Source organism: Pectobacterium atrosepticum (assembly GCF_000740965.1).
Lineage (GTDB): Bacteria > Pseudomonadota > Gammaproteobacteria > Enterobacterales > Enterobacteriaceae > Pectobacterium > Pectobacterium atrosepticum.
In genome coordinates, this window is the sequence record NZ_CP009125.1 from 1,945,410 (window position 1) to 1,968,867 (window position 23,458).

Here is a 23,458-nt window from a genome sequence, read left to right on the forward strand (position 1 = left end):
TCAACGCGATTATTTCGCTGCCAGCAGGCATAAATTCAATGCCACTTCATACGATTTCACAAACGACGGCACAGGGAGAAACTCAAAGCGTGAGTGGAAATTGTGCGCACCAGTGAAGAAGTTCGGCGTTAGCAACCCTTTAGCGGATAGCGCTGCGCCGTCCGTGCCGCCACGCATTGGCGTCACCTTAGGTTCAATACCCAGCGTGTCCAATGCGGCAAACAGCAGGTCTATTGCCCGACGATCGTCAGTAATCGCGTTGCTGATATTGCTGTAGATATCGGTGAGCGTATAGGTCACGGTGCCCATCGGGTACTGCGCGGCAATCTTCGCTGCGATCGTGGCAATCTGCTGTTTACGCTGTTCAAACGTGGCTAAATCGAAATCCCTAATAGAGGCTTTGAGCTTTGCTTCATTGGCATTCGCCGTCAGATCGTTAAACCAGACATAGCCCTCGCGTCCTTCCGTGTGTTCCGGTGTCTGTTGGCGATCGAACTGGCTGATAAAGTCATGTGCCATAAGCAGGGGATTAACCAGCACGCCTTTCGCCGACATCGGGTGCGCGGGCACGCCAGTAAAACGAATTTCCGCCGAGGCCGCATTGAAATTCTCATACACCACTTCACCCAGCTCGCAGCAGTCGATGGTGTAGGCGAAATCAACATCGAAGCGTTTGAGATCGAGCGCTTTCGCACCGCGCAGCCCAATTTCCTCATCTGGCACGAAGGCCACTACGATATCGCCGTGTGGCGTCGCATCGGTTAGATTCTCCATGAGCGTCATCACCACGGTGACGGCGGCTTTGTTGTCCGCACCAAGTACGCTGGTGCCATCGCTGAAGATAATGTCCTGCCCGACATACGGTATAACCTCTGGATGTTCCGCTGTGCGCAGCCAGATGTCCTGTTCGGCATTCAGGCACAGGTCTTCACCGGTAAAGCGCAGCGTTTGCGGGTGAATATGCGGCGACAGACCGACGTCAACCGTATCGATATGAGTAATAAAGCCAATGCGCGGCGCGGATGGACAGTTGCCCGGCTTTACGGCGGTTACCGTGGCGTGCTCATCAATCACCACATCTTGTAGGCCTATCGTACGCAACTCGTCCGCCAGCAGACGCGCCATCTCATGTTGTTCCGGCGTGCTGGGCAATGTTGTGGAACTGGCATCGCTTTGGCTGGTGACGGCGAGATAACGGTAAAACCGATTGCTGAGTTGATGAGCCAGACTGTCTGTCATAACGAATCCTTTTTATTCAGTAAGAGCCATGATTGTTATCCTAACGTAGAAATTATTTCATTTGAGGGTTTTATTTGTCATTTTATCGTCATGATTTTTATAGCAGTGTGGTGAAACACAAATAACAAGCGAGGTCTGGGATGAGAAAGGCAGGAATACGATTCACATTGGCTGCGTTGACGCTGGCGGTTGCCTCAGCGGCATCGGCGAATACACTGGTGTATTGTTCTGAAGGATCGCCGGAAAACTTTAACCCGCAGCTTTATACCTCCGGCACCAGCGTGGATGCTAGCGCCGTGCCGATTTATAATCGTCTGGTGGATTTCAAAGTTGGTACCACAGAGCTAGTGCCGAGTCTGGCAGAACGCTGGGACATCAGTGCCGATGGGCGCGTGTATACCTTTCATTTGCGCAAAGGGGTGAAGTTCCAGAGCAACAAATATTTCAAACCCTCGCGTGATTTTACCGCTGACGACGTGATTTTCTCCTTCATGCGGCAAAAAGATCCGCAGCACCCCTACCACAGTGTCTCGAAAGGCACTTATGCCAATTTTGAGAGTTTGTCCTTTGGCTCACTGATCAAGAATCTCGAGAAGGTGGATGATCACACGGTGCGCTTTACGCTCTCCCATGCGGAAGCGCCGTTTCTGGCCGATTTAGCCTGGTACTTTGCTTCCATCCTCTCTGCTGAATATGCCGATGCGATGCTCAAAGCTGGCACGCCGGAACGTGTTGATATGGATCCGATTGGTACCGGACCTTTTGAGTTAGCGCAGTATCAGAAAGATTCGCGCATTTTGTTTAAAGCGTTTCCAGATTATTGGGAAGGCAAGGCCAAGTTGGATCGGTTGATTTTCACTATCACGCCAGATGCTTCCGTGCGCTATGCCAAGCTGGAGAAAAATGAGTGTCAGGTGATGCCATTCCCTAATCCCGCAGACCTGCCGCGCATGAAAGAGAATAAAGATATCGTATTGATGCAAAAGGCTGGGTTGAACACCGGTTTCCTGTCGTTCAATACCCAAAAGGCACCGCTGGATAATGTGAAAGTGCGTCAGGCGCTGACGATGGCGATTAACAAAGCGGCGATTATTGAAGCCGTCTTTCAGGGCACTGGCACCGCAGCGAAAAACCTCCTGCCGCCGGGCGTCTGGAGCGCCGACAGTGATCTGAAGGATTATGACTACGATCCCGAGAAGGCGAAGGCGTTACTAAAAGAAGCCGGTTTGGTGGAGGGTACTGCTATCGAACTCTGGGCGATGCCGGTACAGCGTCCGTATAACCCGAACGCCCGTCGTATGTCGGAGATGATTCAGGCCGACTGGGCGAAAGTTGGCGTGCAGGCCAAAATTGTCACCTTCGAGTGGGGCGAATACCTGAAAAGGGTGAAAGGTGGTGAACATCAGACGGCGCTAATGGGCTGGACAACGGCGACGGGCGATCCTGATAACTTCTTCGGGCCGTTGTTTACCTGTACGGCGGCCAATGGCGGCTCTAACTCTGCAAAATGGTGTTACGCCCCGTTTGATAAACTTATTATCGACGCGCGAGCTTCACAGGATCATGAACAGCGAATCGCCCTATACAAACAGGCGCAGCAGATGATGCACGATCAGGCTCCGGCCGTCATGATTGCGCATTCCACCATTTTTGAGCCGGTGCGCAAAGAAGTGACCGGGTATGAAGTTGACCCGTTCGGTAAGCATATTTTTTATCAGGTCGATGTGAAGAAGTAAGAAGCTGAAAGTCCGGCACACTGTGCCGGACTTTGGTTCCATGCGGTTATTCGGCTTCATCGCCGTAATACAGCTTACCGATGCGGATAATATCGCGCCCCTGTGATTTGCGATGCTTATTGGAATCGCGCAGGGAATAGATGCAGCCGCAATATTCTTGCTGATAGAAATGTTCACGCTTGCTGATTTCGATCATCCGTGCCGAACCGCCACCTTTGCGCCAGTTATAATCCCAGTAGGTGACACCAGGATATTTCTGCGCCGCGTTCTGGCCGCATTCGTTAATCTGCTGCATGTTTTTCCAGCGGGAAATTCCCAGTGAGCTGGAAATTACGCTAAAGCCGTTTTCCGCTGCATACAGCGCCGTGCGCTCGAAACGCATGTCAAAACACATGGTGCAGCGAATGCCACGTTCGGGTTCCCACTCCATACCTTTGGCTCGTTCGAACCAGTGATCTGAATCGTAATCTGCATCGATGAAAGGCACGTTATGCTGTTCGGCGAAACGGATGTTTTCCTCTTTGCGGATCAGATATTCACGCTGCGGGTGGATGTTGGGGTTATAGAAGAAAATGGTGTAGTCGATGCCTGAAGCGGTGATGGCTTCCATGACTTCACCAGAGCAAGGCGCACAGCAGGAATGCAGCAGCAGTTTGTCTGCGCTATGTGGCAATGAAAGCTGCGGGCGTTTAAATTCTGCGGTTTTGACATTCGACATAAATAAACAGTCACTTCGTTGTGGTCCGTAAGGACGTAGCATCACAAATTCGCAACGAATTATTGATGATATGCCCACGAGAGGCAACCTCTGGGCGTATCTGGCGTTATCTTTCCCGTTGCGTTATCCGTACAATGTCCCTAACAACGGGCTTACGTGACCTGTATTATCCTAATATTGCCTGCTTTTTGGCTGTGTTATTTACGGCTATCATTCACGATCGAAGAGTTATTGAGTAGCGTTATGCGTGTTCTGCTTGCCCCGATGGAAGGGGTTCTCGACTCACTAGTGCGAGAGCTGCTGACCGAAGTAAATGATTATGATCTGTGTATCACCGAGTTTTTACGCGTGGTGGATCAATGCCTGCCGATTAAATCTTTTTATCGCCTTTGCCCAGAGCTACAGCATGCTAGCCGCACGCCGTCCGGCACGCTGGTGCGCGTGCAACTGCTGGGGCAATATCCGCAGTGGCTGGCGGAGAACGCAGCGCGGGCGGTTGAGCTGGGTTCGTATGGCGTCGATCTCAACTGTGGCTGCCCGTCAAAGCTGGTGAACGGCAGCGGAGGCGGTGCGACACTGTTAAAAGATCCGGAACTGATTTATCAGGGGGCAAAAGCCATGCGTGAGGCGGTGCCAGCGCATTTACCGGTCACGGTGAAAATACGTTTGGGGTGGGATTCCGGTGCTCGCCAGTTTGAAATTGCCGATGCGGTGCAGCAGGCGGGTGCCAGCGAGTTGGCCGTGCATGGTCGCACGAAAGAAGATGGCTACAAGGCTGAGTGCATTAACTGGCAGGCGATCGGGGAAATCCGCCAGCGGTTGCAGATTCCGGTGATTGCCAACGGCGAAATCTGGGACTGGCAGAGTGCGCAGGATTGTATGGCGACAACGGGCTGTGACGCGATCATGCTCGGGCGGGGCGCGCTGAATGTGCCGAACCTGAGCCGCGTGATTAAATATAACGAACCGCGTATGCCGTGGCCTGAGGTTATGTTACTGCTACAAAAATATGTGCGACTGGAAAAGCAGGGCGATACGGGGATGTATCATGTCGCGCGTATCAAGCAGTGGCTTGGCTATTTGCGTAAAGAGTACGACGATGCCACCGAGTTATTCAGCGAGATTCGCACGTTGAAGACCTCAACGGATATCGCACGTGTGATTGGTGAGCCATAGGCGCTCACCGCATTCTTTTACTTCTGCTCAATTTTAACTCACCTCATCGCTCTTCAGCGGCCTGCGCTTTACTTTACGAATCGGTTGACGGTATAACACTCCATCTATCTGGAAGTCTAAACGTCTACTCCCGCTTAGGAACTATTACCGTCCTGCGATATCAAGCAGTACGGGTTTATTGATAACGAAAGGTCATCATGGAACAACACGCATCTGGCTCGGAAGGGCAGTTTAAGCGCACCATGAAAGCTCGCCATTTGGTGATGCTTTCGCTTGGCGGCGTCATCGGTACCGGCCTGTTTTTCAATACGGGCTACATTATTTCCACGACGGGTGCGGCCGGGACGCTGTTGGCGTATCTGATCGGTGCGTTGGTGGTGTACTTGGTGATGCTTAGCCTGGGTGAGCTGTCTGTCGCGATGCCGGAAACTGGGGCGTTCCATGTGTACGCATCCCGTTATCTTAGCCCGGCAACGGGCTATACCGTGGCGTGGTTGTATTGGCTGACGTGGACGGTCGCGCTCGGTTCCAGCCTCACTGCCGCTGGTTTTTGCATGCAGTACTGGTTCCCGCAGGTGCCAGTCTGGACGTGGTGCCTGCTGTTTTGTGCGCTGATCTATCTGCTGAATGTCGTCTCGTCCCGCTTCTTTGCCGAAGGAGAATTCTGGTTCTCGATTGTTAAAGTGGTTACGATTCTTGCCTTTATTGTGCTCGGTGCGGGCGCGATGTTTGGTTTTATTCCGATGCAGGACGGTTCTCCCGCGCCGTTCTTCCAGAATATTACCGCTTCTGGCTGGCTCCCACACGGCGGCCTGCCGATATTGATGACGATGGTGGCGGTGAATTTTGCCTTCTCTGGTACAGAGCTGATCGGCATCGCGGCAGGAGAAACCGAGAATCCGCAGAAGGTTGTACCGATGGCGATTCGCACGACCGTCGCGCGGTTGGTGATCTTCTTCCTTGGTACGGTGCTGGTGCTAGCCGCCATCATCCCGATGGAAGAAGCCGGTATCGCCAAAAGTCCGTTTGTGCTGGTGTTTGAAAAAATTGGTATTCCTTACGCCGCAGACATTTTTAACTTCGTGATCTTGACGGCGATTCTGTCGGCCGCGAACTCAGGGCTGTATGCTTCGGGACGTATGCTGTGGTCGCTGTCTAACGAAGGGACGTTGCCGCGTCGTTTTTCTCGCCTGACGCGCCGTGGTATTCCGCTCTTTGCTATTTCCGTCAGTATGCTGGGCGGGCTGCTGGCGCTGTTTTCTAGCGTGGTCGCGCCCGATACCGTCTACGTAGCGCTATCCGCCATTTCCGGCTTTGCCGTGGTGGCGGTGTGGTTGAGTATTTGCGCTTCGCACTATATGTTCCGCCGTCATCATATTCGCTCCGGAAAATCACTTTCCGAGCTGCAATATCGCGCGCCCTGGTTCCCGATAACGCCGATTCTTGGCTTCCTGTTATGCCTGTTAGCCTGCGTCGGGCTGGTGTTTGATCCAAGCCAGCGGATTGCACTGTGGTGTGGCATTCCGTTTGTCGCACTGTGTTACGGTGCTTATTATTTCACGCAATCGGTGAAGAAACGTGGATTAACGGGAGTAGAAGACATTGCGTAAAAACAGGATTACCGAAATGCTGGCAACAGCATCAACGATTGTATTGGACGGTGCGTTGGCGACCGAACTGGAAGCGCGCGGCTGTGATTTAACGGATCCCCTGTGGTCGGCGAAGGTGCTGGTTGAGAATCCGGCGCTGATTTATCAGGTGCACTTCGACTATTTCAAGGCTGGGGCGCAGTGTGCGATTACCGCTAGCTATCAGGCAACGCCGCAAGGGTTTGAGGCTCGTGGGTATAGCGAAGCGGAGTCGCTGGCGCTGATTGCCAAAAGCGTACAGTTGGCGGCGCAGGCTCGGGATGATTATCGCCGCGATAATCCGCAGGCTGGGACGCTTCTCGTGGCGGGGTCAGTGGGGCCGTACGGTGCCTATCTGGCGGATGGTTCAGAATACCGTGGCGACTATCAGCTGCCACAGGCTGAGATGATGGCATTTCATCGGCCGCGTATTGCGGCGCTGCATGAGGCGGGTGCGGATCTTCTAGCCTGCGAGACGCTGCCGTCTTTTGCGGAAATAGAGGCGCTGATTGCGTTGCTGGCCGAATTCCCTCAGGCGCAGGCCTGGTTCTCCTTCACGCTGCGTGACAGCGAACACCTCAGTGACGGTACGCCATTGCGCACTGTGCTGGAACGGGTCAATGCCTGTTCGCAGGTGGTTGCCGTTGGTATCAACTGCATTGCGTTGGAAAAGGTAACACCGGCGCTAATGCACCTATCTTCGTTAACGGATTTGCCTTTGGTGGTTTATCCCAATTCCGGCGAGCAGTATGATGCCGTAACCAAAACCTGGAGCAGCGCTCACGATACCGCATGCTCGCTGACAGCGTATCTGCCCGAGTGGCAGACAGCAGGGGCGCGTTTGATTGGCGGCTGTTGCCGAACGACGCCTGCCGACATCGCCGGTATCGCACGCTGTTGTCAGCAGTAGAGTCAGTACTCGTATAGGGATGCCGTGATGGAAAATGATGTAAATCTGCAACATATGTACTCGCTTGCCAGACAGCGTGTTGCACCCGATGTGCCAGTGACGGTGCTGTGTATTGGCGAACAGCAGACAACCGTTATCTGCGGGACGGCATTACAGCCGTCTGCAACACTGCAATTGACCATTGGCTTTGACAAAACAGCAGCGACGTTTTTCAAACATCTTCCTCCGACGCCGGACGAGATGGAACTGGCGATCATGGCGGTAGAAGATGAAGTGACGCGTATTCGCCACGACATCCCAGCAGGTTCTGCTCTATTTTCTTTCGATCCTACCTTGATGGCTATCGCACAGATTTCGGGAGTAGAAGAAGAGGACGCGGGGTGGCGGTTGCCGCAGGATGACATGGAGCGAACCTTTAAACGTCTGGAACGCGTCATGATGGGGAGTCCAGCCGCTTGGGAGGGCATTCCGCTAGAGAATGCTTTCTCCGCCCGGTTGCTCATTTTACGTGAGTTTATGCACCATCACGGCTTCGATTCTGCACTGATCTTGCTATTACCTGTGGTTACTGCGTGAAGAACTAGCGGTTTCTTCCTTCTCAGCTACTATTAACGGCGGTCAGCGTCCAGTGCGACGCTGACCGCATTTTTTTGGTGATAAATCGGTGATGGCATTTGTTTGCAGGTAATCGTTGTCAGAAAATTGCGCCCGGGATATTTGACGTTGTAAGGTAATAACGCGGCATGATTATCGAGTTAATGCTATCGTGGTGCCAGGATGTGACAGGACGTAGGATGTTAATCAAGGAGGATTATAGGACGGCCATTCGGCCATATTATGTTACCTGTATGATCTATTTTGCGGATGACTGAACCATTATTATTTTGAATTTCCGTATGGCAGCGAAATAAAACGCTGATCGATGTGGCGGAGAGTCAATTTTATTTCAGGGAATCCAGTGAGGGGAAAGAACATGGTTGAACATTTCACAGGGAAATATGAAGTTGAACTTAAATTCCGCATCGAAGATATAGCCGTTTTCAGAAATACGCTTTTTAGTCTTCACCCAGAGGCTTTTGTCTTTGAAAATAAAGAACATGATATTTATTACGATGACACAGAGAGACGATTGCAACAGCAAAATATCAAAATGCTGGTGCGTCGCATGGAACCATCGGGGATAAAACTCTGGATTGTTAAAGGGCCTGGGACCGATCGCTGCGAAGCGGTTAACGTCGAAGCCTTTGAAAAAACCGACAGCATGCTACAAACGTTAGGGTATAAGCCCCTTTTTGACATTCATAAAATCCGCAGCATCTATTTTTTAAACGCCTTCCATATTACGCTCGATTATATTGAATCGCTTGGTTATTTCGTGGAAATATCGGTGATGACCGATGATGAAACCCAGTTGAAAACACTCAGAGATCGGTGTATAGAGTGTGCGCTACGGCTTCAATTATCATTGGATAATATTGAAACTAAGTCTTATTACCAATTATTAGGTTTTAACTGATTGTTCTTCTCTGGTTATTGAATTGTTGCTTTTATTGTTTTATTTACACATGGGGAAATGATGAAGAAATCTATTCCGGCGCTGCTGGCCACGTTAGTGATGGCTTTTTCTCTGTCCGTTCATGGCAGTAATGTGGCGCAATATAAAGATGGCACCTACATCGGTAAAGCGCAGGGTAAGGCAGCAGAGGTTGAGGTAACCGTCAGCATTAAAGAAGGAAAGATCGCTAACGCTGAGGTGCTGAAGCATGGGGATACTGAAGCGATGATGCTGAGTGCGACGGATCAAATCGTGCCTGAGCTTATTGAGAAGCAGGATATTAACAAGGTAGATGCGGTAACGGGGGCAACGTTATCGAGTCAGGGCGTGATTAACGCGGTGAAACAGGCGCTGGAACAGGCAAAAGTTACCCCGTGATCGAACTGGAATGTGATTGAACAGGAAAGTGACTATCACCGTTGATGAGGCACTGTTGATGAATGCACCATTGATGAAGGAATCTCTCTACCGTGGAAAACCTGCTGATTATTCTGCGCCACACGCCTTATTGGGTGTGGGCCGTTTTGGGTTACCTGATTTATGCTGGCGTAAAAGCCAGTCAGCCGAGACGACAACCGCTGGCGCGAATGTTAATTGTGCCAGCAGTTTTCATGGTGTGGGGCATTAGCTCGATTTTTCACACGCTGATGCTCCCGCTTGCAGCGGCTGGAGGGTTTCTACTGATGTTGATGATTGGGCTGGGTATTGGGTGGATGTGGGGAGCGATCTCAGGAACCTACCTGCCAGAACCGCGCTGTTTTCAACGTACCGGATCGTGGTGGCCGCTGGTCTTGATGCTATTGACGTTTTGTTCTCGTTTCTATTTTTCCGTCCAACTGGCCCAGTTTCCCTCGTTGGCGCATGACCCTGTTTTCTGCTTGTTGTCCGGTGCGGCGAGCGGGATTACCGCCGGAATATTCAGCGGCGTTAGCCTGCGTTTGCTTAACCAGATGCGCAAAATAAGACCGTCTTTGACATAATGCTAGAAAAAACAGTATGTTGCTAAAATCGCTTGTCAAAATTTGTCACAAAGCTTTTTATGCTGCATGAGTGCGCGGGGAAGGGCGGTAAATTATAATGCCAGCGCCTATTCCTTTCATTTAACAGAATACTGTTTAAGTTATTGAAGAATGACTAAAAATTTTAAGCTTTCTCTTTTTGGCCTATTGATACTGTCAACCCATGCTGTGATGTTGCCTCAGGCTGTGGCGAAAGCGCCGACGTATTCCGCTGGGAATGCGCATCAGGAAATCGCTTCCGGTAGCGCCATGGTGGTAGATTTACGCGATAACCATGTCCTTTATTCCAGTAATCCTGACGTCGTCGTGCCGATTGCTTCGGTGACGAAGCTGATGACGGCACTGGTCGTGCTGGATGCCAACCTGCCACTGGATGAAATCATCTCGGTAGATATCAGCCAGACGAAAGAAATGAAAGGGGTGTACTCACGCGTTCGCCTGAACAGTGAGATCAGCCGTCGTGACATGCTGCTATTGGCGCTGATGTCATCCGAAAATCGTGCAGCTGCCAGTCTGGCGCATCACTACCCGGGCGGCTATCAGGCGTTTATCCACGCGATGAATGCCAAAGCCCGTGCGCTAGGTATGGTACACACGCGTTATGTGGAGCCGACCGGCTTGTCCATCAATAATGTCTCGACCGCCCGCGACCTGACTAAACTATTGATTGCCAGTAAGCAATATCCGCTGCTGAGCCAGCTCAGTACCACGCAGGAGAAAACGGCGACATTCACCCATCCGGCGTATAGCCTGCCGTTCAGAAACACCAATCATCTGGTCTATAAAGCGGACTGGAGTATTCAGCTCACCAAAACGGGCTTTACGAATCAGGCGGGACACTGTCTGGTGATGCGTACGGTTATTAATCAGCGACCTGTTGCGCTGGTGGTATTGGACGCCTTCGGTAAGTACACGCATTTTGCGGACGCTAACCGCCTGCGTAAGTGGATTGAAACCGGTAAGGTCAGTGAAGTGCCAGCCGCTGCGTTGAGCTATAAGAAACAAAAATCGCTGGCTTCTCATCAACCGCAGAGCATGGCGAATATCGAAACCGAATAACAGGTTCCCCTTTCCCACTGATTTGGGAGGGGGACGTTTTCACGGTGGCCGAACGGGCCACCGCCTGCGATGGTATTACGCGCGAGCGCGAAAATCTTCTATCACTTCACCTGCATTTGTCACATCTTCCTCGTGCGCCGCTTCACGCCATGTTTCTGCTAATGCCTCTCCTAGCCATTGCTGCATCGCGGGCAATGCCAGCAAGCGTTCGCAGTAAGCGGCGGCTTCCGGCGAGACGGAAAGCTGATAGGTTTTGATACGGAAGACGACCGGGGCAAAAAACGCGTCTACCGCCGAAAACGCTTTTCCCGCCAAAAATGGCCCGCCAAATCGTGTTAATCCTTCCAGCCACAGCTCACTAATTCGGGCAATGTCGCTGCTGAGAGCCGGAGACATCTCGTTCAGCTTGACGCGCACGCCGCAGCTCATGGCGCAGATATTGCGTAATGCGGTAAAGCCTGAATGCATTTCGGCGGCGGCACAGCGTGCCCAGGCACGAGTGTTGGCATCGGCAGGCCAGATGCCGGGATGCTGTTCAGCCAGGTATTCGGTAATCGCCAATGAGTCCCATACGGTGGTTTCGCCGTCGATCAGGCAGGGGACCTTTGCCGTCGGCGAAAAGGCCTTAAAGGCCGGCTGTGCCATACCCGGCGCAAAAACAACCTGCTTTTCTTCGAAAGGAATCGACAGTGTTTTCAACAGCACCCACGGGCGCAGTGACCAGGACGAATAATTTTTATTGGCGATGTACAACTGATACATGTCTGAGGCTCCTTTAGTAACGAAGCCTTAGCATTAGCACGAAAGACAGTAGAAATCATCTTCCTCACCGTAGCTGCTCCGCGGTTTGGCACAATGTTGCTGGGATTATTATGCAAACGGAAGGCGGGGAATGTGAATTATGCGTATCGCCTAGCATTATTCTTGCAGTTTTTATTAAATGAAATCTCAATAAATGCACTATATTACGCGCTGTGCATTTGAGTGCGTCGGTGCGGCAACCACTATCGGGAAGCCTTATTCGCTTAAGGCAGGGGGAAGGTGTTTTTCGCCTTGTCAGAGAAGGGATGTGACCGCCGGAATCTTCAACCTGTCTTGTGCTTCAGCGCCTTGTTCTGCTCTGACGCCTGGATTGACTGGGTCTTTATAACGAATGAAATGGCTTACTTCACTGACTATAGCAATTGGACTTGCTTGTAATCCGACGTTTGCGCAGGAATTGACGTCTGTGCCAGCATCAATATCGCCTTCACATCAGCAGCGTGATGCGTTTGTCACGGATCTGCTGAAGAAAATGACGCTGGAAGAGAAGATCGGCCAGCTCAGATTAATCAGCGTCGGGACGGATAACCCGAAAGAAGTCATCCGGGAAATGATTAGAAATGGCCAGGTTGGTGCGATTTTTAATACGGTAACCCGCCAGGATATTCGTGCAATGCAGGATCAGGTTATGCAGCTCAGCCGCCTGAAAATTCCCCTGTTTTTCGCCTATGATGTGGTGCACGGTCAACGCACTATTTTCCCTATTGCACTGGGGCTAGCCTCCAGTTGGGATATGGACGCGATTGCGAAAAGCGCGCGTGTGGCGGCTTATGAAGCGACGGAAGATGGCCTGAACATGACCTGGGCGCCGATGGTGGATATCACCCGCGATCCGCGCTGGGGCCGCGTTTCTGAAGGCTTCGGTGAAGATACCTGGCTGACCAGTAAAATTGCCGGTGTGGTCGTAAAATCCTTTCAGGGCGACGACGTAACCGGACGCCACTCGCTGATGACCAGCGTAAAACACTACGCACTCTACGGCGCTGTTGAAGGCGGGCGTGACTATAACACGGTAGACATGAGCCCTCAGCGCATGTTCCAGGACTATATGCCGCCTTACAAAGCGGCGATTGACGCCGGCAGTAGCGGCGTGATGGTCGCGCTCAACTCAATCAACGGTACGCCAGCCACCGCTAACAGCTGGTTGCTGAAAGAGGTTCTGCGCGATCAGTGGAATTTCAAAGGCATCACCATTACCGACCACGGCGCGATTAAAGAGCTGATTAAGCATGGCGTTGCCAGCGATCCACGCGATGCATCACGTCTGGCGCTTAAATCCGGTATCGGGATGAGCATGAGCGACGAGTATTTCGTACGCTATCTGCCAGAGCTGGTGAAAAGTGGTGCGGTGAGCGTGCAGGAGATCGACGATGCCTGCCGTCAGGTCTTGAACGTGAAATATGATATGGGGCTGTTTGAAGATCCGTATCGTCATCTGGGCATCGCGAGTTCCGATCCGGTGGATACCAATGCGGAAAGCCGCTTACACCGTTTAGATGCGCGCGATGTGGCGCGTAAAAGTCTGGTGCTATTGAAAAACCGTCTGCAAACGCTGCCGCTGAAAAAGCAGGGCACGATTGCCGTCGTGGGGCCATTGGCTGATAGCCAGCGCGATACCATGGGCAGTTGGTCTGCAGCGGGCGTCACGAAACAGACGATTACCGTTTATCAGGGCCTGAAGAATGCGGTCGGCGATAAAGCCACGATTCTCTATGCCAAAGGTGCCAACGTCAGTAATCACAAAGGCATTATCGATTTCCTGAATCAGTATGAAGATGCCGTGCAGGTGGACAAACGCCCACCGCAGGTGATGATCGATGAAGCTGTGGAAGCCGCGAAGAAAGCGGATGTGGTGGTCGCGGTCGTCGGTGAAGCGGCGGGGATGGCGCATGAGGCATCCAGCCGTTCGAACATCGACTTGCCGCAAGGCCAGCGTGACCTGATTGCGGCGCTGAAAGCCACGGGTAAACCGCTGGTTCTGGTGCTGATGAATGGCCGCCCTCTGGCACTGGTGCGTGAAGATCAGCAGGCTGATGCGTTACTGGAAACCTGGTTCAGTGGTACGGAAGGCGGCAATGCAATCGCTGATGTACTGTTTGGTGACTATAACCCGTCTGGCAAGCTGCCGATGTCCTTCCCACGTTCTGTCGGGCAGATCCCTATTTATTACAATAACCTGCCGTCAGGCCGTCCTTACACGCCGGAAAACCCAGGCAAATATACGTCTCACTATTATGATGAAGCCAACGGGCCGCTCTATCCGTTCGGTTACGGCCTGAGCTATACCACTTTCAGCGTGTCAGACGTGCGTTTGTCCAGCCAGACAATGAAGCGTAACGGGACGATCAACGCCAGCGTAACGGTGAAAAACACCGGTAGCCGTGCTGGGGAAACGGTCGTTCAGCTGTATCTGCATGATGTGGTGGCTTCCATCAGCCGTCCGCTGAAAGAGTTACGTGGTTTTGAGAAAGTGATGCTACAGCCGGGAGAATCCCGCACGGTCACCTTCACGCTCGATCAGGATGCACTCAAGTTCTACAATGCCCGCATGCAGCAGGTAGTAGAACCCGGTAAGTTCGATGTCATGATCGGTCTGGATTCTCAACGCGTGAAAAGCGACAGCTTCACCCTGCTATAATGATGTTCGTCTCGCCGCCGATATTCCCGGCGGCGAATCCACGAAGGGTGATTACCTAGATGCAGTGTGAGTTTCTAAATAAAGTGTGATTATCGGAGAGTAGGGTATTGCAGGAGGAAAGTATGCCGTTGACTGAAGTCGTGTTGGTTGATGAAAATGACAAGCCAACAGGCGTAATGGAAAAGCAGGAAGCGCACGTAAAAGGAGAGTTACACCGTGCGATTACCGTCTATATTTTCAACTCTCGCCAGCAGTTGTTATTACAGCAGCGGGCAGAAGAGAAATATCACAGCGGCGGTTTATGGAGCAACACCTGTTGCAGCCACCCTGCACCCGGTGAAGAGACGTTACAAGCGGCACATCGTCGTTTGTATGAAGAAATGGGATTACGCTGTGCGCTGACGCCGATGTTTACGCTGACCTATCGTCTGCAACTGGATAATGGGTTGATTGAGCATGAACTGGGGCATGTGTATTTTGGCGTGACGGATGACGTTCCGCAGATCAATCCTGATGAAGTATCGAGCTATGAATACCAGTCGATAGACGAGATTACGCAGCGGATGATGATGACGCCTGAGCAGTTTACGGCTTGGTTCCAACTGACTTTTGCCCGTATTCCAGACTACTGGCAGGCGTTCAAGTCTGAGCAATCGCGTTAGTCTGAACCGCTGCGATAATTGCCGCGTTTCAGTGCGGCACTGTTCATGCAGCGTGCAGTAGGAGGGAAAGGTAGGTCGAAAGCCTCAGCCTGCGTGCTCGATAATAATGTAACCCACCAGCATCATGCCAGACATGCCACCTAAGGCGAGCAGGGCAAAGAGACTGATAATGCCGATTTTTTGAAGAGTCATCAGGTTATCCTTTTGTTAATTGCCCCGAATTATAAAGCCTTCCGCCCATGAAACAAGGCCGAAACGCGCCTCACTTTTTAAATAAACCTCATTACCGAAATAAAAGCAGCAGACCGAAAAAGAGCAAAATGACGCCAGCACCGCGCTCAATCGGGTTAAGCCAGCGTGTTAAACGCTGCTGAATCAATGGGCGAGCGATAAGTGCCGCGATGAGCAGATCCCACACCAGCACGATAGAAAACATCCAGCTACCGCTGACGAATTGCTGTGTTGGTGTTACCTGTGGCCCAAGGATACTGGTCATCAGGCTGATATAGAACAGCATGTTTTTAGGATTCAACAGCGACGAACCGAGCCCCAATAGGATTTGTTTACGCAGCGTTGGGCAACTGTCGGACTGCTGTTCGGCCTGAAACGACGGGATAGAACGGCTTTTCAGTAACTGATAGCCAATCCAGATCAGGTAAGCGGCACCGGCCAATTCGATGGCGGTAAAAAGCGTCGGCGAGTGCTGAATACCAGCCCAGCCGATCGCCGCCAGCAGAATATAAATACCGTTGCCCAACGCGATGCCTAGACAGATTCCCGCGCTGCCGCGCAGTCGGTAGCGAATGGCGTAGGCCGTCAGCAGAAAGAAATCCGGACCCGGGCTCAATAGCGCCACAAAATGCGCCAGTGCCAGAGCAGGAAAATGGGCAGGAAAGAGAGAATCGGCGGAAAAAAGGGGATTGATAAACATGATATTTCTGACCTCGATAAGTAATCGACGCCAGTCTAGACAAGGTGTTCGGCTATTTATTGTCAAATATTGATCGCGCGTACTGACCCGGTGTCGCGGAGGTATATTGCACAAACGTTTTATGGAAATGGCTTTGGTCGCAGAAGCCGCTTTGGTAACTGGTATCAACCAGCGGCGTGCCCTGCTTCAGGAGTGATTTAGCATACTCAATACGGGCATTATTAAGAAATGCCATGGGTGTAATACCGGTATCGTGACGAAACTGCCGCACGATAGTCTCGCGTCGTAGGTTCAACTCGTCCGCCAGCGTTTCCAGCGAGGGCGATTCTTGAAGATTATTCAGCAAACGCTCGCGTACGTGCCGCGTCGTGGTTTGTAACGCCTGATGGGGTAATGCTGGCTCAGGCAGGCAATATTGCTGCCAAACGGGTGTCAGCATCGCGTTGAGTAGGCTGTCTGCCGACGTGATTTCTCCCCGATGCAGCAGCGTAATAAGATGCTGGTAACGAATAAATAGCGTGGGATCGCGTAAGACGACACGGTTGCAACGCAAGCTATCCGCCTGATAATTACAGTGGACAGCGATCTGGTCGAGGCACCATGCAGTATCCAGATAAAGCATGTGATAACTGCGCATTTTCCCTGGAGGTGGATTACAGCTGTGCGGCTGTTGGGGATCGATAAAGATCAGATCGCCAGCCTGTAAGTGATGCGTTTCGTTGCGGTAATGGCACAGTGTTTCGCCGTGTTCGATCGCCCCAATTGAGAATTGCGCATGGCTGTGTGTTTTATAGGCGTGGCTGCTGTTGCGCGTGGTGCGGCTTTCAACATGCGGTAATTGTGTCGAAAACCAGTACGATTGGTTAATGGCGTGGACCGAAGACATAATTTACCTAAGATAGCGTTTACCGCTCGCGACAAAAATAGGGTTTTACCCTAATCGCTGGGCGGAAGATTGTCGAGAGCAGAATCATCGCGGACGTGATATCGGCTGACGTCGCCGGACGTCTGTGGGACAATGGCGACCAGATTACGCAGATACAGAGTATGCATGACGCTGTCCCCCGCAATAAAATTGCAGATTGGTCAATGGTATAAGGCCCTGCAAGAGCAAATCCCAGATTTTATTTCCCGCGTTTCCCAGCGACAGATGATTGCCGAAGTGGCGAAAACGCTGGCGGGCGATTACCCGCGCCATCTGGCCATCGAAGCACCAACCGGCGTCGGGAAAACGCTTTCTTACCTTATTCCGGGTATTGCAGTGGGGCGTGCAGAGGATAAAACGTTGGTGGTGAGCACCGCGAATGTGGCATTGCAGGATCAGATTTACAGTAAAGACTTGCCTCTGTTGCAGAAATTTATTCCCGAATTGAAATTTACCGCGGCATTTGGTCGCCGTCGTTATATTTGCCCACGTAATTTGGCGATGCTGGCAACCGATCCCGACGCGCAGGGGGATTTACCGCTCTTTCTGGATGATGAACGGGTGTCTGCCAGCAAGGAAGAAGAACGCGTCTGTGTAAAGCTTGAAAAAGCACTGCAAGGCCACGCTTGGGACGGGCTGCGCGATCATTATCAGGATTCGATAGCCGATAGCCTGTGGCAAAAACTGAGTACGGACAAAGCAAACTGCCTTGCGCACAACTGCCATTATTACCGCGAGTGTCCGTTCTTCCTCGCGCGGCGTGAGATCGAGCAGGCCGATGTTGTCGTCACTAACCATGCATTGGTGATGGCGGCGATGGAAAGTGAGTCGGTACTTCCTCCCCCTAAGAATTTACTGCTGGTGCTCGATGAAGGGCACCACATTCCCGACGTTGCCCGCGATACGCTGGAGATGTCTGGCGATATTCATCCCGCCTATATGATGACGCAACTGGAACAGCTGGTGCAGCTCATCGGGCAGTGTATGGCGCAATTCGCGCCTAAATCGCCGCCGCGACTTGCGAACAGTGAACGGTTAACCAGCCATTGTGAGGAGATCCGCGAGTGCGTGCTGTCTTTCTCGCAAATGTGTGCGCTGTTCCTTCCGCATGACGGGCAGGAAACCGAGTACCGTTTTGCGATGGGCAAAATGCCAGATGAAATGCGCGAACTCTGTGTGCGGTTGTTCAAACTGACCGACACGCTGCGGGCGTTGGTGGAATATATGCTTAACGATCTCAGCGAGAAAACGGGTAAGCATGACGTGGTACGGGTTTATCACGCATTGCTGAAAATGAGCCGCCAGCAGAGCTACCTGGAGTCTATGAGCAAGCTGTGGCGACTGGCGGCGATGGAAAAATCCTCGAACGCGCCAGTTTCCAAATGGATCACGCGGGAAATGCGCGATAACCAGCCGCATCTTCACCTGCACTGTGCGGGAATTCGCGTTTGCGATCAGCTTGAAAGGTTACTGTGGGGTAAGGTGTCGCATGTTGTGGTGACCTCGGCAACGCTGCGCTCGCTGAACAGTTTTGCGCGCATACAGGAGCTTTCCGGTCTGAGCGAGCAGGAAGGCGATACGTTTATCGCACTGGATTCACCGTTCAACCACCGTGAGCAGGGGCGTCTGGTGATTCCTAAAATGCGTCATGAACCGCTGATGGAGTCTGAGGCGCAGCATATTGCCGAGATGGCGCAATTTTTTCGAGCAGAATTACAGAAGGATAAGCATAAAGGTATGTTGATGCTGTTTGCCAGCCAGCGTGCCATGCAGCTCTTTCTGACACAGGTGACCGATTTACGCCTGATGTTGCTGGTTCAGGGAGATAAACCACGCTATAGGCTGGTTGAATTACATCGTCAGCGGGTACAAGAAGGCCAGACCAGCGTACTGATTGGCTTACAGTCCTTTGCGGAAGGGCTGGATCTGAAAGGTGAACTGCTCTCTCAGGTGCATATTCACAAAATAGCGTTTCCGCCCATCGACAGTCCGGTGATTTTGACGGAAGGCGAGTGGCTAAAAAGTCTCAAACGGCACCCGTTTATCGTACAAAGCTTGCCCAGCGCCTCGTTTAACCTCATCCAACAGGTTGGACGCCTTATTCGCAGCCATAGTTGTTTTGGTGAAATTGTCATTTACGACAGGCGACTGTTAACCAAAGGCTATGGCGCACAGTTGCTGGCGGCGCTGCCGGTTTTCCCGATTGAACAGCGAGATATGCCATAACAAATTTCTCTATATCTGTTCGTCTAATAAGGGGGTAATTAGTTCTTATTTAGCGCTATATTTTTTTATTCTTATTTGTTAGATTTGTCTCGGAACAGCAAGGATGCCGTTAATACGTGTGGCAAAGTGTGTCATTACGCAGTGCGGTTTTATCAACCAGGGATTGGTGACATGATGAGAATTAATACAATTAATAAAACCCCCTTCTTTTTCAAAAACAAATGCCGTTTGGCATCAGATCCCTTTACTGTCCATACCAATAATAAAAAGTAGTCATCTAACTTTATTATTTATTAATTGATAATAACGAAAATAATTGGAATTTTTTCTTAATTATTTCCTTATAGAGATAATTTTTATTTATATGAGTTTTTTGGATATAAATATTTTTGGGTAAGCACCCTTTATACTCTAAATAATTCGAGTTTCAGGACAAAACATTGGCCCTTTAGAGCAAGGCCCACGGCGGGCCGAGTACTTAAGAGAAGCCAACGCACATGCGGCTTGAAGTATGACGGGAATACTCAGGAGACGATTAAACCGCAGCCATGCACGGCATCGTGCAATGTAGTTCAGTAGGGTTATTGCATGAAGGGATTTAGGATTCTGATCATCCTGATCAGACTTATGGAGAAGAAAAGATGGCTTTACGAGATTTGCAAGATGAAGACACCGCAACATCCGCATTGGATGCGGCTGGTACAGGATTTAGCGATGTAGCACCGCTGTTTTATAACCATGTTCGTGGTGATGATGTGGTGTTGAAGGGAAAACCTTCTTTCACCAGCGAGCAGGCTGGCTGGCAAATAGTTCGCGATGGTTTGACGTGGAACGGTACAAATGTGTTTGGTAAATCTGCGGATTTGACCTATTCGTTCTTACAGAACGTGAAGTCTATCCCTTCTGGCGATCAGGGCTTTGTGAAATTCAGCGCAGCCCAGGAACAACAAGCCAAACTGTCTCTGCAATCGTGGTCAGATGTTGCCAATCTCACGTTTACTCAGGTTAGCCCTACCCAAAAAGCCACTATCACGTTTGGTAACTATACCCGTGATTCAAGCGGTCGGATGGACTACGATACTCAGGCTTACGCTTATATGCCGGGTAACCACTCAGCGGCGGGCAGCGCTTGGTTTAACTACAACGCTGACACGGTGCGTAACCCAGCGACGGAATACGGCAAGCAGACGCTGACGCATGAAATCGGCCATGCGCTGGGCCTGAATCACCCAGGTGATTACAATGCGGGTGAAGGTAATCCGACTTACCGCGATGTGACCTACGCAGAAGATACGCGCCAATATAGTCTGATGAGCTACTGGAGTGAGCAGAATACCGGCGGTGATTTCAAGGGGCACTATGCTGCTGGTCCGTTAATTGATGATATCGCGGCGATTCAATTGCTGTACGGCGCGAATATGGACACGCGTACCGGTGATACGGTATACGGTTTCAATTCCAATACCGGTCGTGATTTCTATACCACCAACAGCAATAGCCAAAAATTGATCTTCTCCGTTTGGGATGCGGGCGGCAACGATACGTTTGATTTCTCTGGCTACAAGGACAATCAAATTATCGATCTGAATGAAGGTCGTTTTTCTGATGTTGGCGGCCTGAAAGGTAACGTGTCTATCGCTCACGGTGTGACGATTGAAAACGCGATTGGTGGTTCCGGCAACGATATTATTATCGGTAACAGTGCAGATAATATTTTGCAAGGTGGTGCTGGTGCCGATACGCTGACAGGCGGTGCAGGCAAAGATATTTTTGTCTACGCCAGCGCGAGTGATTCTTCCAATACCACAGGTTATGACACCATCACGGATTTCCAACGCGGTATAGACAAGATCGATCTGTCAGCGCTGAATCAAAATAAAGACTTGCAGTTTGTCGACTCTTTCACCGGACTTGGCAATGAAGCACTGCTTGACTGGGATGCGGGTAGCAACACGACCAATCTGTGGTTGAATTTTGCAGGCCAGACCACACCAGACTTTCTTGTACATATTGTTGGTCAGCCCTCTGCGGCCACCGATTTTATCGTGTGATGTAGCAAGGACGGGGTAACCCGTCCTTTTCTGTTATCGATTTGGGGCCACTATGAAAAAATTAATCATCGCGGCGCTGTTAAGTGCAATAAGCGGAGGATGTATGGCGAGTAGTCTGAAGTTGCCTTCAGCAAGTGAACTAAGCGGTGCATGGCAATTGCGTGGTGGAGAACAACACTGTGAGGTTGTACTGCACAACACGCAGTTAGTGGACAACATCTGGCGCCTTGACGGTGATGCGCAGTGTTTAAAAGCGCTGCTATCCGATGTTCCTGCCGGCTGGCGGCCGACGCCGGACGGTATCACTCTGACGAAAGAACAGGGCCAATCTGTAGCGTTCTTTAGCAAGGAAAAAGAGGGCTATACGCTGATATTGCCTGATGGCAGTACACGTACGTTGCATAAGCAGCCCTGACAGGAGAGGCAAACGCAGTGAGTCAACTATCAAATAAGGAACGTTCGTTGTTGAGTATACTGCGTCCTTTCCGGCGCAGCTTCTGGAGCATTGGGATTTTCAGCGCCATCGTTAATCTACTGATGCTGTCGCCTTCTATTTACATGCTTCAGGTTTACGATCGCGTACTGGCTTCGGGCAATGGCACGACATTGCTAATGCTCACCTTGCTGATTGCCGGGTTGGGGATATTCATGGCGGCGCTTGAATGGGTGCGGAGTCTGGTTGTCGTCCGACTCGGTACGCGGATCGATCTGCAACTGAATCAACAGGTCTTCAACGCCGCGTTTGAACGCAATCTGGAAGCCGGTGAGGCAAAAGCGGGTCAGGCACTGAACGATCTCACGCAACTGCGGCAGTTTATTACGGGCAACTCACTGTTTGCCTTCTTCGATATCCCCTGGTTCCCCTTCTTTTTATTAGTGCTGTTCCTAATCCATCCGGTTCTTGGCCTGCTGGCGCTGGGGGGAACGGTGGTGCTGGTGCTGTTGGCCTGGCTGAATCAGTATCTCACCACATCGACTTTAGAAAAGGCGAGCCACGAGGCGTTACAGGCGACCCATCTTGCAGATACGCAACTGCGTAATGCCGAGGTGATTGAATCGATGGGAATGTTATCTAATTTACGTCGCCGTTGGCTGGGGCAACACTATCGCTTTATTACCCTGCAAAATCTGGCCAGCGAACGGGCTGCGGTTGTCGGGGCGGCGTCAAAACATTCCCGCATCTTTTTACAATCGCTGATGCTCGGTGTGGGGGCAATGCTAGCGATTAAGGGCGAGATCACGCCGGGGATGATGATTGCGGGGTCAATTCTTGTTGGACGCGTGCTGAGCCCAATCGATCAGCTTATTGGTATTTGGAAACCGTTGAGTAGTGCGCGGCAAGCGTGGCATCGGCTGAATCGAATTATGACGGCTTATCCGCCCAGAAGCGAGACGATGACGTTGCCCGCGCCAGTGGGTCAGCTCAGCGTCGAGAATGTGTTATTACAGACCCCGCAAGGGGCGTCACGATTGCAGGATATCCATTTCTCGCTTCAGGCGGGGGAAACGCTGGCAATTTTGGGCGCATCGGGTTCAGGTAAATCGACGTTGGCACGTTTACTTGTCGCGACGCAAACACCGACGCGTGGCAAGGTTCGATTGGATGGTGCCGATCTCAGTCAGGTAGATAAAACAGTGTTTGGCCCGGCAATGGGCTACCTGCCGCAGGATGTGCAGCTCTTTAAAGGCACGCTGGCGGAAAATATTTCCCGTTTTGGCGATCATGACGCGGAAAAAATCGTCGCGGCGGCGAAGCTGGCTGGCGTCCATGAGATGATTCTTAGCCAACCACAGGGGTATGACACGCCTCTCGGCGCTGACGGCAACGGGCTATCGGGTGGGCAGCGGCAGCGTATCGCACTGGCGCGCGCGGTGTATGGCGCTCCCTGCCTGCTGGTACTCGATGAGCCAAACTCCAGCCTCGACAACGAAGGCGAAGTCGCGTTGGCGCAGGCAATCTCACACCTTCAGAAGCGGGGAGCGACGGTGGTACTGATTACCCATCGTCCTGCATTAACCACGCTGGCGCATAAAATTCTGGTTCTCAATCAGGGTAAGCAACAGCGATTTGGGCCTGCGCGCGACATTCTGAACGAATTGCAGCCGCGTCGTGCTGCGAACCAAGCACAAATGACACCTTCTGCCGCTGTCCAGCAGTAACAG

21 protein-coding genes are annotated in these 23,458 nt (G+C 51.6%); 15 read left to right on the top strand and 6 right to left on the bottom strand.

Annotated features, from left to right (window positions below; all coding sequences use genetic code 11):
* Nucleotides 1-9: 9 nt before the first annotated feature.
* Nucleotides 10-1,239, bottom strand: coding sequence for a peptidase T (gene pepT / locus GZ59_RS08465; protein WP_039291193.1), 1,230 nt, complete (start codon nucleotides 1,237-1,239; stop codon nucleotides 10-12).
* 140 nt (nucleotides 1,240-1,379) lie between these two features.
* Here pepT and GZ59_RS08470 point away from each other — a divergent pair, with 140 nt between their 5' ends.
* A complete protein-coding gene (locus tag GZ59_RS08470; RefSeq protein ID WP_039291195.1) occupies nucleotides 1,380-2,975 on the top strand; it encodes an ABC transporter substrate-binding protein in 1,596 nt (531 codons plus the stop codon).
* A 46-nt stretch (nucleotides 2,976-3,021) separates the two neighbouring features.
* Here GZ59_RS08470 and GZ59_RS08475 read toward each other — a convergent pair whose 3' ends face one another.
* Nucleotides 3,022-3,693 carry an epoxyqueuosine reductase QueH gene (locus GZ59_RS08475; protein ID WP_039291197.1) on the bottom strand — a complete coding sequence of 224 codons (672 nt, stop codon included), beginning with the start codon at nucleotides 3,691-3,693 and terminating at the stop codon, nucleotides 3,022-3,024.
* A gap of 243 nt (nucleotides 3,694-3,936) precedes the next feature.
* On the opposite strand from GZ59_RS08475, the gene dusC reads away from it, so the two are divergent.
* The 8 genes from dusC to pbpG all read left to right on the top strand — a co-directional run bounded on the left by dusC (nucleotide 3,937) and on the right by pbpG (nucleotide 11,040).
* Entirely contained in the window at nucleotides 3,937-4,869 is a 933-nt protein-coding gene (gene dusC, locus GZ59_RS08480; protein WP_039291199.1) for a tRNA dihydrouridine(16) synthase DusC, read from the top strand.
* Between the two features lie 197 nt (nucleotides 4,870-5,066).
* A complete protein-coding gene (gene mmuP / locus GZ59_RS08485; RefSeq protein WP_011094333.1) occupies nucleotides 5,067-6,479 on the top strand; it encodes an S-methylmethionine permease in 1,413 nt (470 codons plus the stop codon).
* Complete coding sequence (gene mmuM, locus GZ59_RS08490) at nucleotides 6,472-7,407, top strand: homocysteine S-methyltransferase (protein ID WP_039291201.1); 936 nt, start codon at nucleotides 6,472-6,474, stop codon at nucleotides 7,405-7,407. Before mmuP ends, mmuM begins: the two co-directional genes overlap by 8 nt.
* 27 nt (nucleotides 7,408-7,434) lie before the next feature.
* Nucleotides 7,435-7,983 carry a hypothetical protein gene (locus GZ59_RS08495; protein WP_039291203.1) on the top strand — a complete coding sequence of 183 codons (549 nt, stop codon included), beginning with the start codon at nucleotides 7,435-7,437 and terminating at the stop codon, nucleotides 7,981-7,983.
* Between the two features lie 397 nt (nucleotides 7,984-8,380).
* A complete protein-coding gene (cyaB, locus tag GZ59_RS08500) occupies nucleotides 8,381-8,923 on the top strand; it encodes a class IV adenylate cyclase (RefSeq protein ID WP_039291205.1) in 543 nt (180 codons plus the stop codon).
* 60 nt (nucleotides 8,924-8,983) lie between these two features.
* Nucleotides 8,984-9,340: an FMN-binding protein gene (locus tag GZ59_RS08505; RefSeq protein ID WP_011094329.1), complete on the top strand. Its 357-nt coding sequence runs from the start codon at nucleotides 8,984-8,986 to the stop codon at nucleotides 9,338-9,340.
* A gap of 92 nt (nucleotides 9,341-9,432) precedes the next feature.
* Nucleotides 9,433-9,942 (top strand): DUF6622 family protein, encoded by a 510-nt coding sequence (locus tag GZ59_RS08510; RefSeq protein ID WP_039291207.1) that lies wholly within the window; start codon nucleotides 9,433-9,435, stop codon nucleotides 9,940-9,942.
* Between the two features lie 150 nt (nucleotides 9,943-10,092).
* Nucleotides 10,093-11,040, top strand: a complete 948-nt coding sequence (gene pbpG / locus GZ59_RS08515) for a D-alanyl-D-alanine endopeptidase (RefSeq protein WP_039291209.1) — start codon at nucleotides 10,093-10,095, stop codon at nucleotides 11,038-11,040.
* A gap of 75 nt (nucleotides 11,041-11,115) precedes the next feature.
* On the opposite strand, the gene GZ59_RS08520 is transcribed toward pbpG, so the two are convergent.
* Nucleotides 11,116-11,802 carry a glutathione S-transferase family protein gene (locus tag GZ59_RS08520; RefSeq protein WP_039291211.1) on the bottom strand — a complete coding sequence of 229 codons (687 nt, stop codon included), beginning with the start codon at nucleotides 11,800-11,802 and terminating at the stop codon, nucleotides 11,116-11,118.
* Between the two features lie 391 nt (nucleotides 11,803-12,193).
* Between GZ59_RS08520 and bglX the strand changes: the two genes are divergently transcribed.
* Both bglX and idi read left to right on the top strand, forming a co-directional pair.
* Nucleotides 12,194-14,500 (top strand): beta-glucosidase BglX, encoded by a 2,307-nt coding sequence (bglX, locus tag GZ59_RS08525; RefSeq protein ID WP_011094325.1) that lies wholly within the window; start codon nucleotides 12,194-12,196, stop codon nucleotides 14,498-14,500.
* 122 nt (nucleotides 14,501-14,622) lie between these two features.
* A complete protein-coding gene (gene idi / locus GZ59_RS08530; RefSeq protein WP_011094324.1) occupies nucleotides 14,623-15,162 on the top strand; it encodes an isopentenyl-diphosphate Delta-isomerase in 540 nt (179 codons plus the stop codon).
* Between the two features lie 84 nt (nucleotides 15,163-15,246).
* Here the strand turns inward: idi and GZ59_RS24120 are convergent, their stop codons facing one another.
* From GZ59_RS24120 to GZ59_RS08545, 3 genes are all read right to left on the bottom strand, one after another.
* On the bottom strand, nucleotides 15,247-15,354 hold the full coding sequence (locus GZ59_RS24120; RefSeq protein ID WP_039291214.1) for a membrane protein: 108 nt from the start codon (nucleotides 15,352-15,354) through the stop codon (nucleotides 15,247-15,249).
* Nucleotides 15,355-15,445: 91 nt separating this feature from the next.
* A complete protein-coding gene (locus GZ59_RS08540) occupies nucleotides 15,446-16,093 on the bottom strand; it encodes a LysE family translocator (RefSeq protein ID WP_011094323.1) in 648 nt (215 codons plus the stop codon).
* Nucleotides 16,094-16,145: 52 nt separating this feature from the next.
* Nucleotides 16,146-16,979 (bottom strand): AraC family transcriptional regulator, encoded by an 834-nt coding sequence (locus GZ59_RS08545; protein ID WP_011094322.1) that lies wholly within the window; start codon nucleotides 16,977-16,979, stop codon nucleotides 16,146-16,148.
* Between the two features lie 165 nt (nucleotides 16,980-17,144).
* On the opposite strand from GZ59_RS08545, the gene dinG reads away from it, so the two are divergent.
* The 4 genes from dinG (at nucleotide 17,145) to GZ59_RS08565 (ending at nucleotide 23,455) form a co-directional block, all read left to right on the top strand.
* A complete protein-coding gene (gene dinG / locus GZ59_RS08550) occupies nucleotides 17,145-19,244 on the top strand; it encodes an ATP-dependent DNA helicase DinG (RefSeq protein WP_011094321.1) in 2,100 nt (699 codons plus the stop codon).
* Between the two features lie 641 nt (nucleotides 19,245-19,885).
* Nucleotides 19,886-21,295, top strand: coding sequence for a serralysin family metalloprotease (locus GZ59_RS08555; protein WP_011094320.1), 1,410 nt, complete (start codon nucleotides 19,886-19,888; stop codon nucleotides 21,293-21,295).
* A 103-nt stretch (nucleotides 21,296-21,398) separates the two neighbouring features.
* Entirely contained in the window at nucleotides 21,399-21,710 is a 312-nt protein-coding gene (locus tag GZ59_RS08560; RefSeq protein WP_011094319.1) for a protease inhibitor Inh/omp19 family protein, read from the top strand.
* 17 nt (nucleotides 21,711-21,727) lie between these two features.
* Nucleotides 21,728-23,455 carry a type I secretion system permease/ATPase gene (locus GZ59_RS08565; RefSeq protein WP_011094318.1) on the top strand — a complete coding sequence of 576 codons (1,728 nt, stop codon included), beginning with the start codon at nucleotides 21,728-21,730 and terminating at the stop codon, nucleotides 23,453-23,455.
* Nucleotides 23,456-23,458: the final 3 nt, after the last annotated feature.

Excerpts from the sequence above, each read along its gene's own strand:
- GZ59_RS08505 (WP_011094329.1), top strand. The coding sequence starts at position 8,984 with ATGAAGAAATCTATTCCGGCGCTGCTGGCCACGTTAGTGATGGCTTTT.
- dusC (WP_039291199.1), top strand. The coding sequence starts at position 3,937 with ATGCGTGTTCTGCTTGCCCCGATGGAAGGGGTTCTCGACTCACTAGTG.
- GZ59_RS08540 (WP_011094323.1), bottom strand. The coding sequence starts at position 16,093 with ATGTTTATCAATCCCCTTTTTTCCGCCGATTCTCTCTTTCCTGCCCAT.
- pbpG (WP_039291209.1), top strand. The coding sequence starts at position 10,093 with ATGACTAAAAATTTTAAGCTTTCTCTTTTTGGCCTATTGATACTGTCA.
- GZ59_RS08560 (WP_011094319.1), top strand. The coding sequence starts at position 21,399 with ATGGCGAGTAGTCTGAAGTTGCCTTCAGCAAGTGAACTAAGCGGTGCA.
- dinG (WP_011094321.1), top strand. The coding sequence starts at position 17,145 with ATGACGCTGTCCCCCGCAATAAAATTGCAGATTGGTCAATGGTATAAG.
- GZ59_RS08555 (WP_011094320.1), top strand. The coding sequence starts at position 19,886 with ATGGCTTTACGAGATTTGCAAGATGAAGACACCGCAACATCCGCATTG.
- idi (WP_011094324.1), top strand. The coding sequence starts at position 14,623 with ATGCCGTTGACTGAAGTCGTGTTGGTTGATGAAAATGACAAGCCAACA.
- GZ59_RS08475 (WP_039291197.1), bottom strand. The coding sequence starts at position 3,693 with ATGTCGAATGTCAAAACCGCAGAATTTAAACGCCCGCAGCTTTCATTG.
- GZ59_RS08545 (WP_011094322.1), bottom strand. The coding sequence starts at position 16,979 with ATGTCTTCGGTCCACGCCATTAACCAATCGTACTGGTTTTCGACACAA.
- GZ59_RS08470 (WP_039291195.1), top strand. The coding sequence starts at position 1,380 with ATGAGAAAGGCAGGAATACGATTCACATTGGCTGCGTTGACGCTGGCG.
- GZ59_RS08495 (WP_039291203.1), top strand. The coding sequence starts at position 7,435 with ATGGAAAATGATGTAAATCTGCAACATATGTACTCGCTTGCCAGACAG.
- mmuP (WP_011094333.1), top strand. The coding sequence starts at position 5,067 with ATGGAACAACACGCATCTGGCTCGGAAGGGCAGTTTAAGCGCACCATG.
- cyaB (WP_039291205.1), top strand. The coding sequence starts at position 8,381 with ATGGTTGAACATTTCACAGGGAAATATGAAGTTGAACTTAAATTCCGC.
- pepT (WP_039291193.1), bottom strand. The coding sequence starts at position 1,239 with ATGACAGACAGTCTGGCTCATCAACTCAGCAATCGGTTTTACCGTTAT.
- GZ59_RS08520 (WP_039291211.1), bottom strand. The coding sequence starts at position 11,802 with ATGTATCAGTTGTACATCGCCAATAAAAATTATTCGTCCTGGTCACTG.
- GZ59_RS24120 (WP_039291214.1), bottom strand. The coding sequence starts at position 15,354 with ATGACTCTTCAAAAAATCGGCATTATCAGTCTCTTTGCCCTGCTCGCC.
- bglX (WP_011094325.1), top strand. The coding sequence starts at position 12,194 with ATGAAATGGCTTACTTCACTGACTATAGCAATTGGACTTGCTTGTAAT.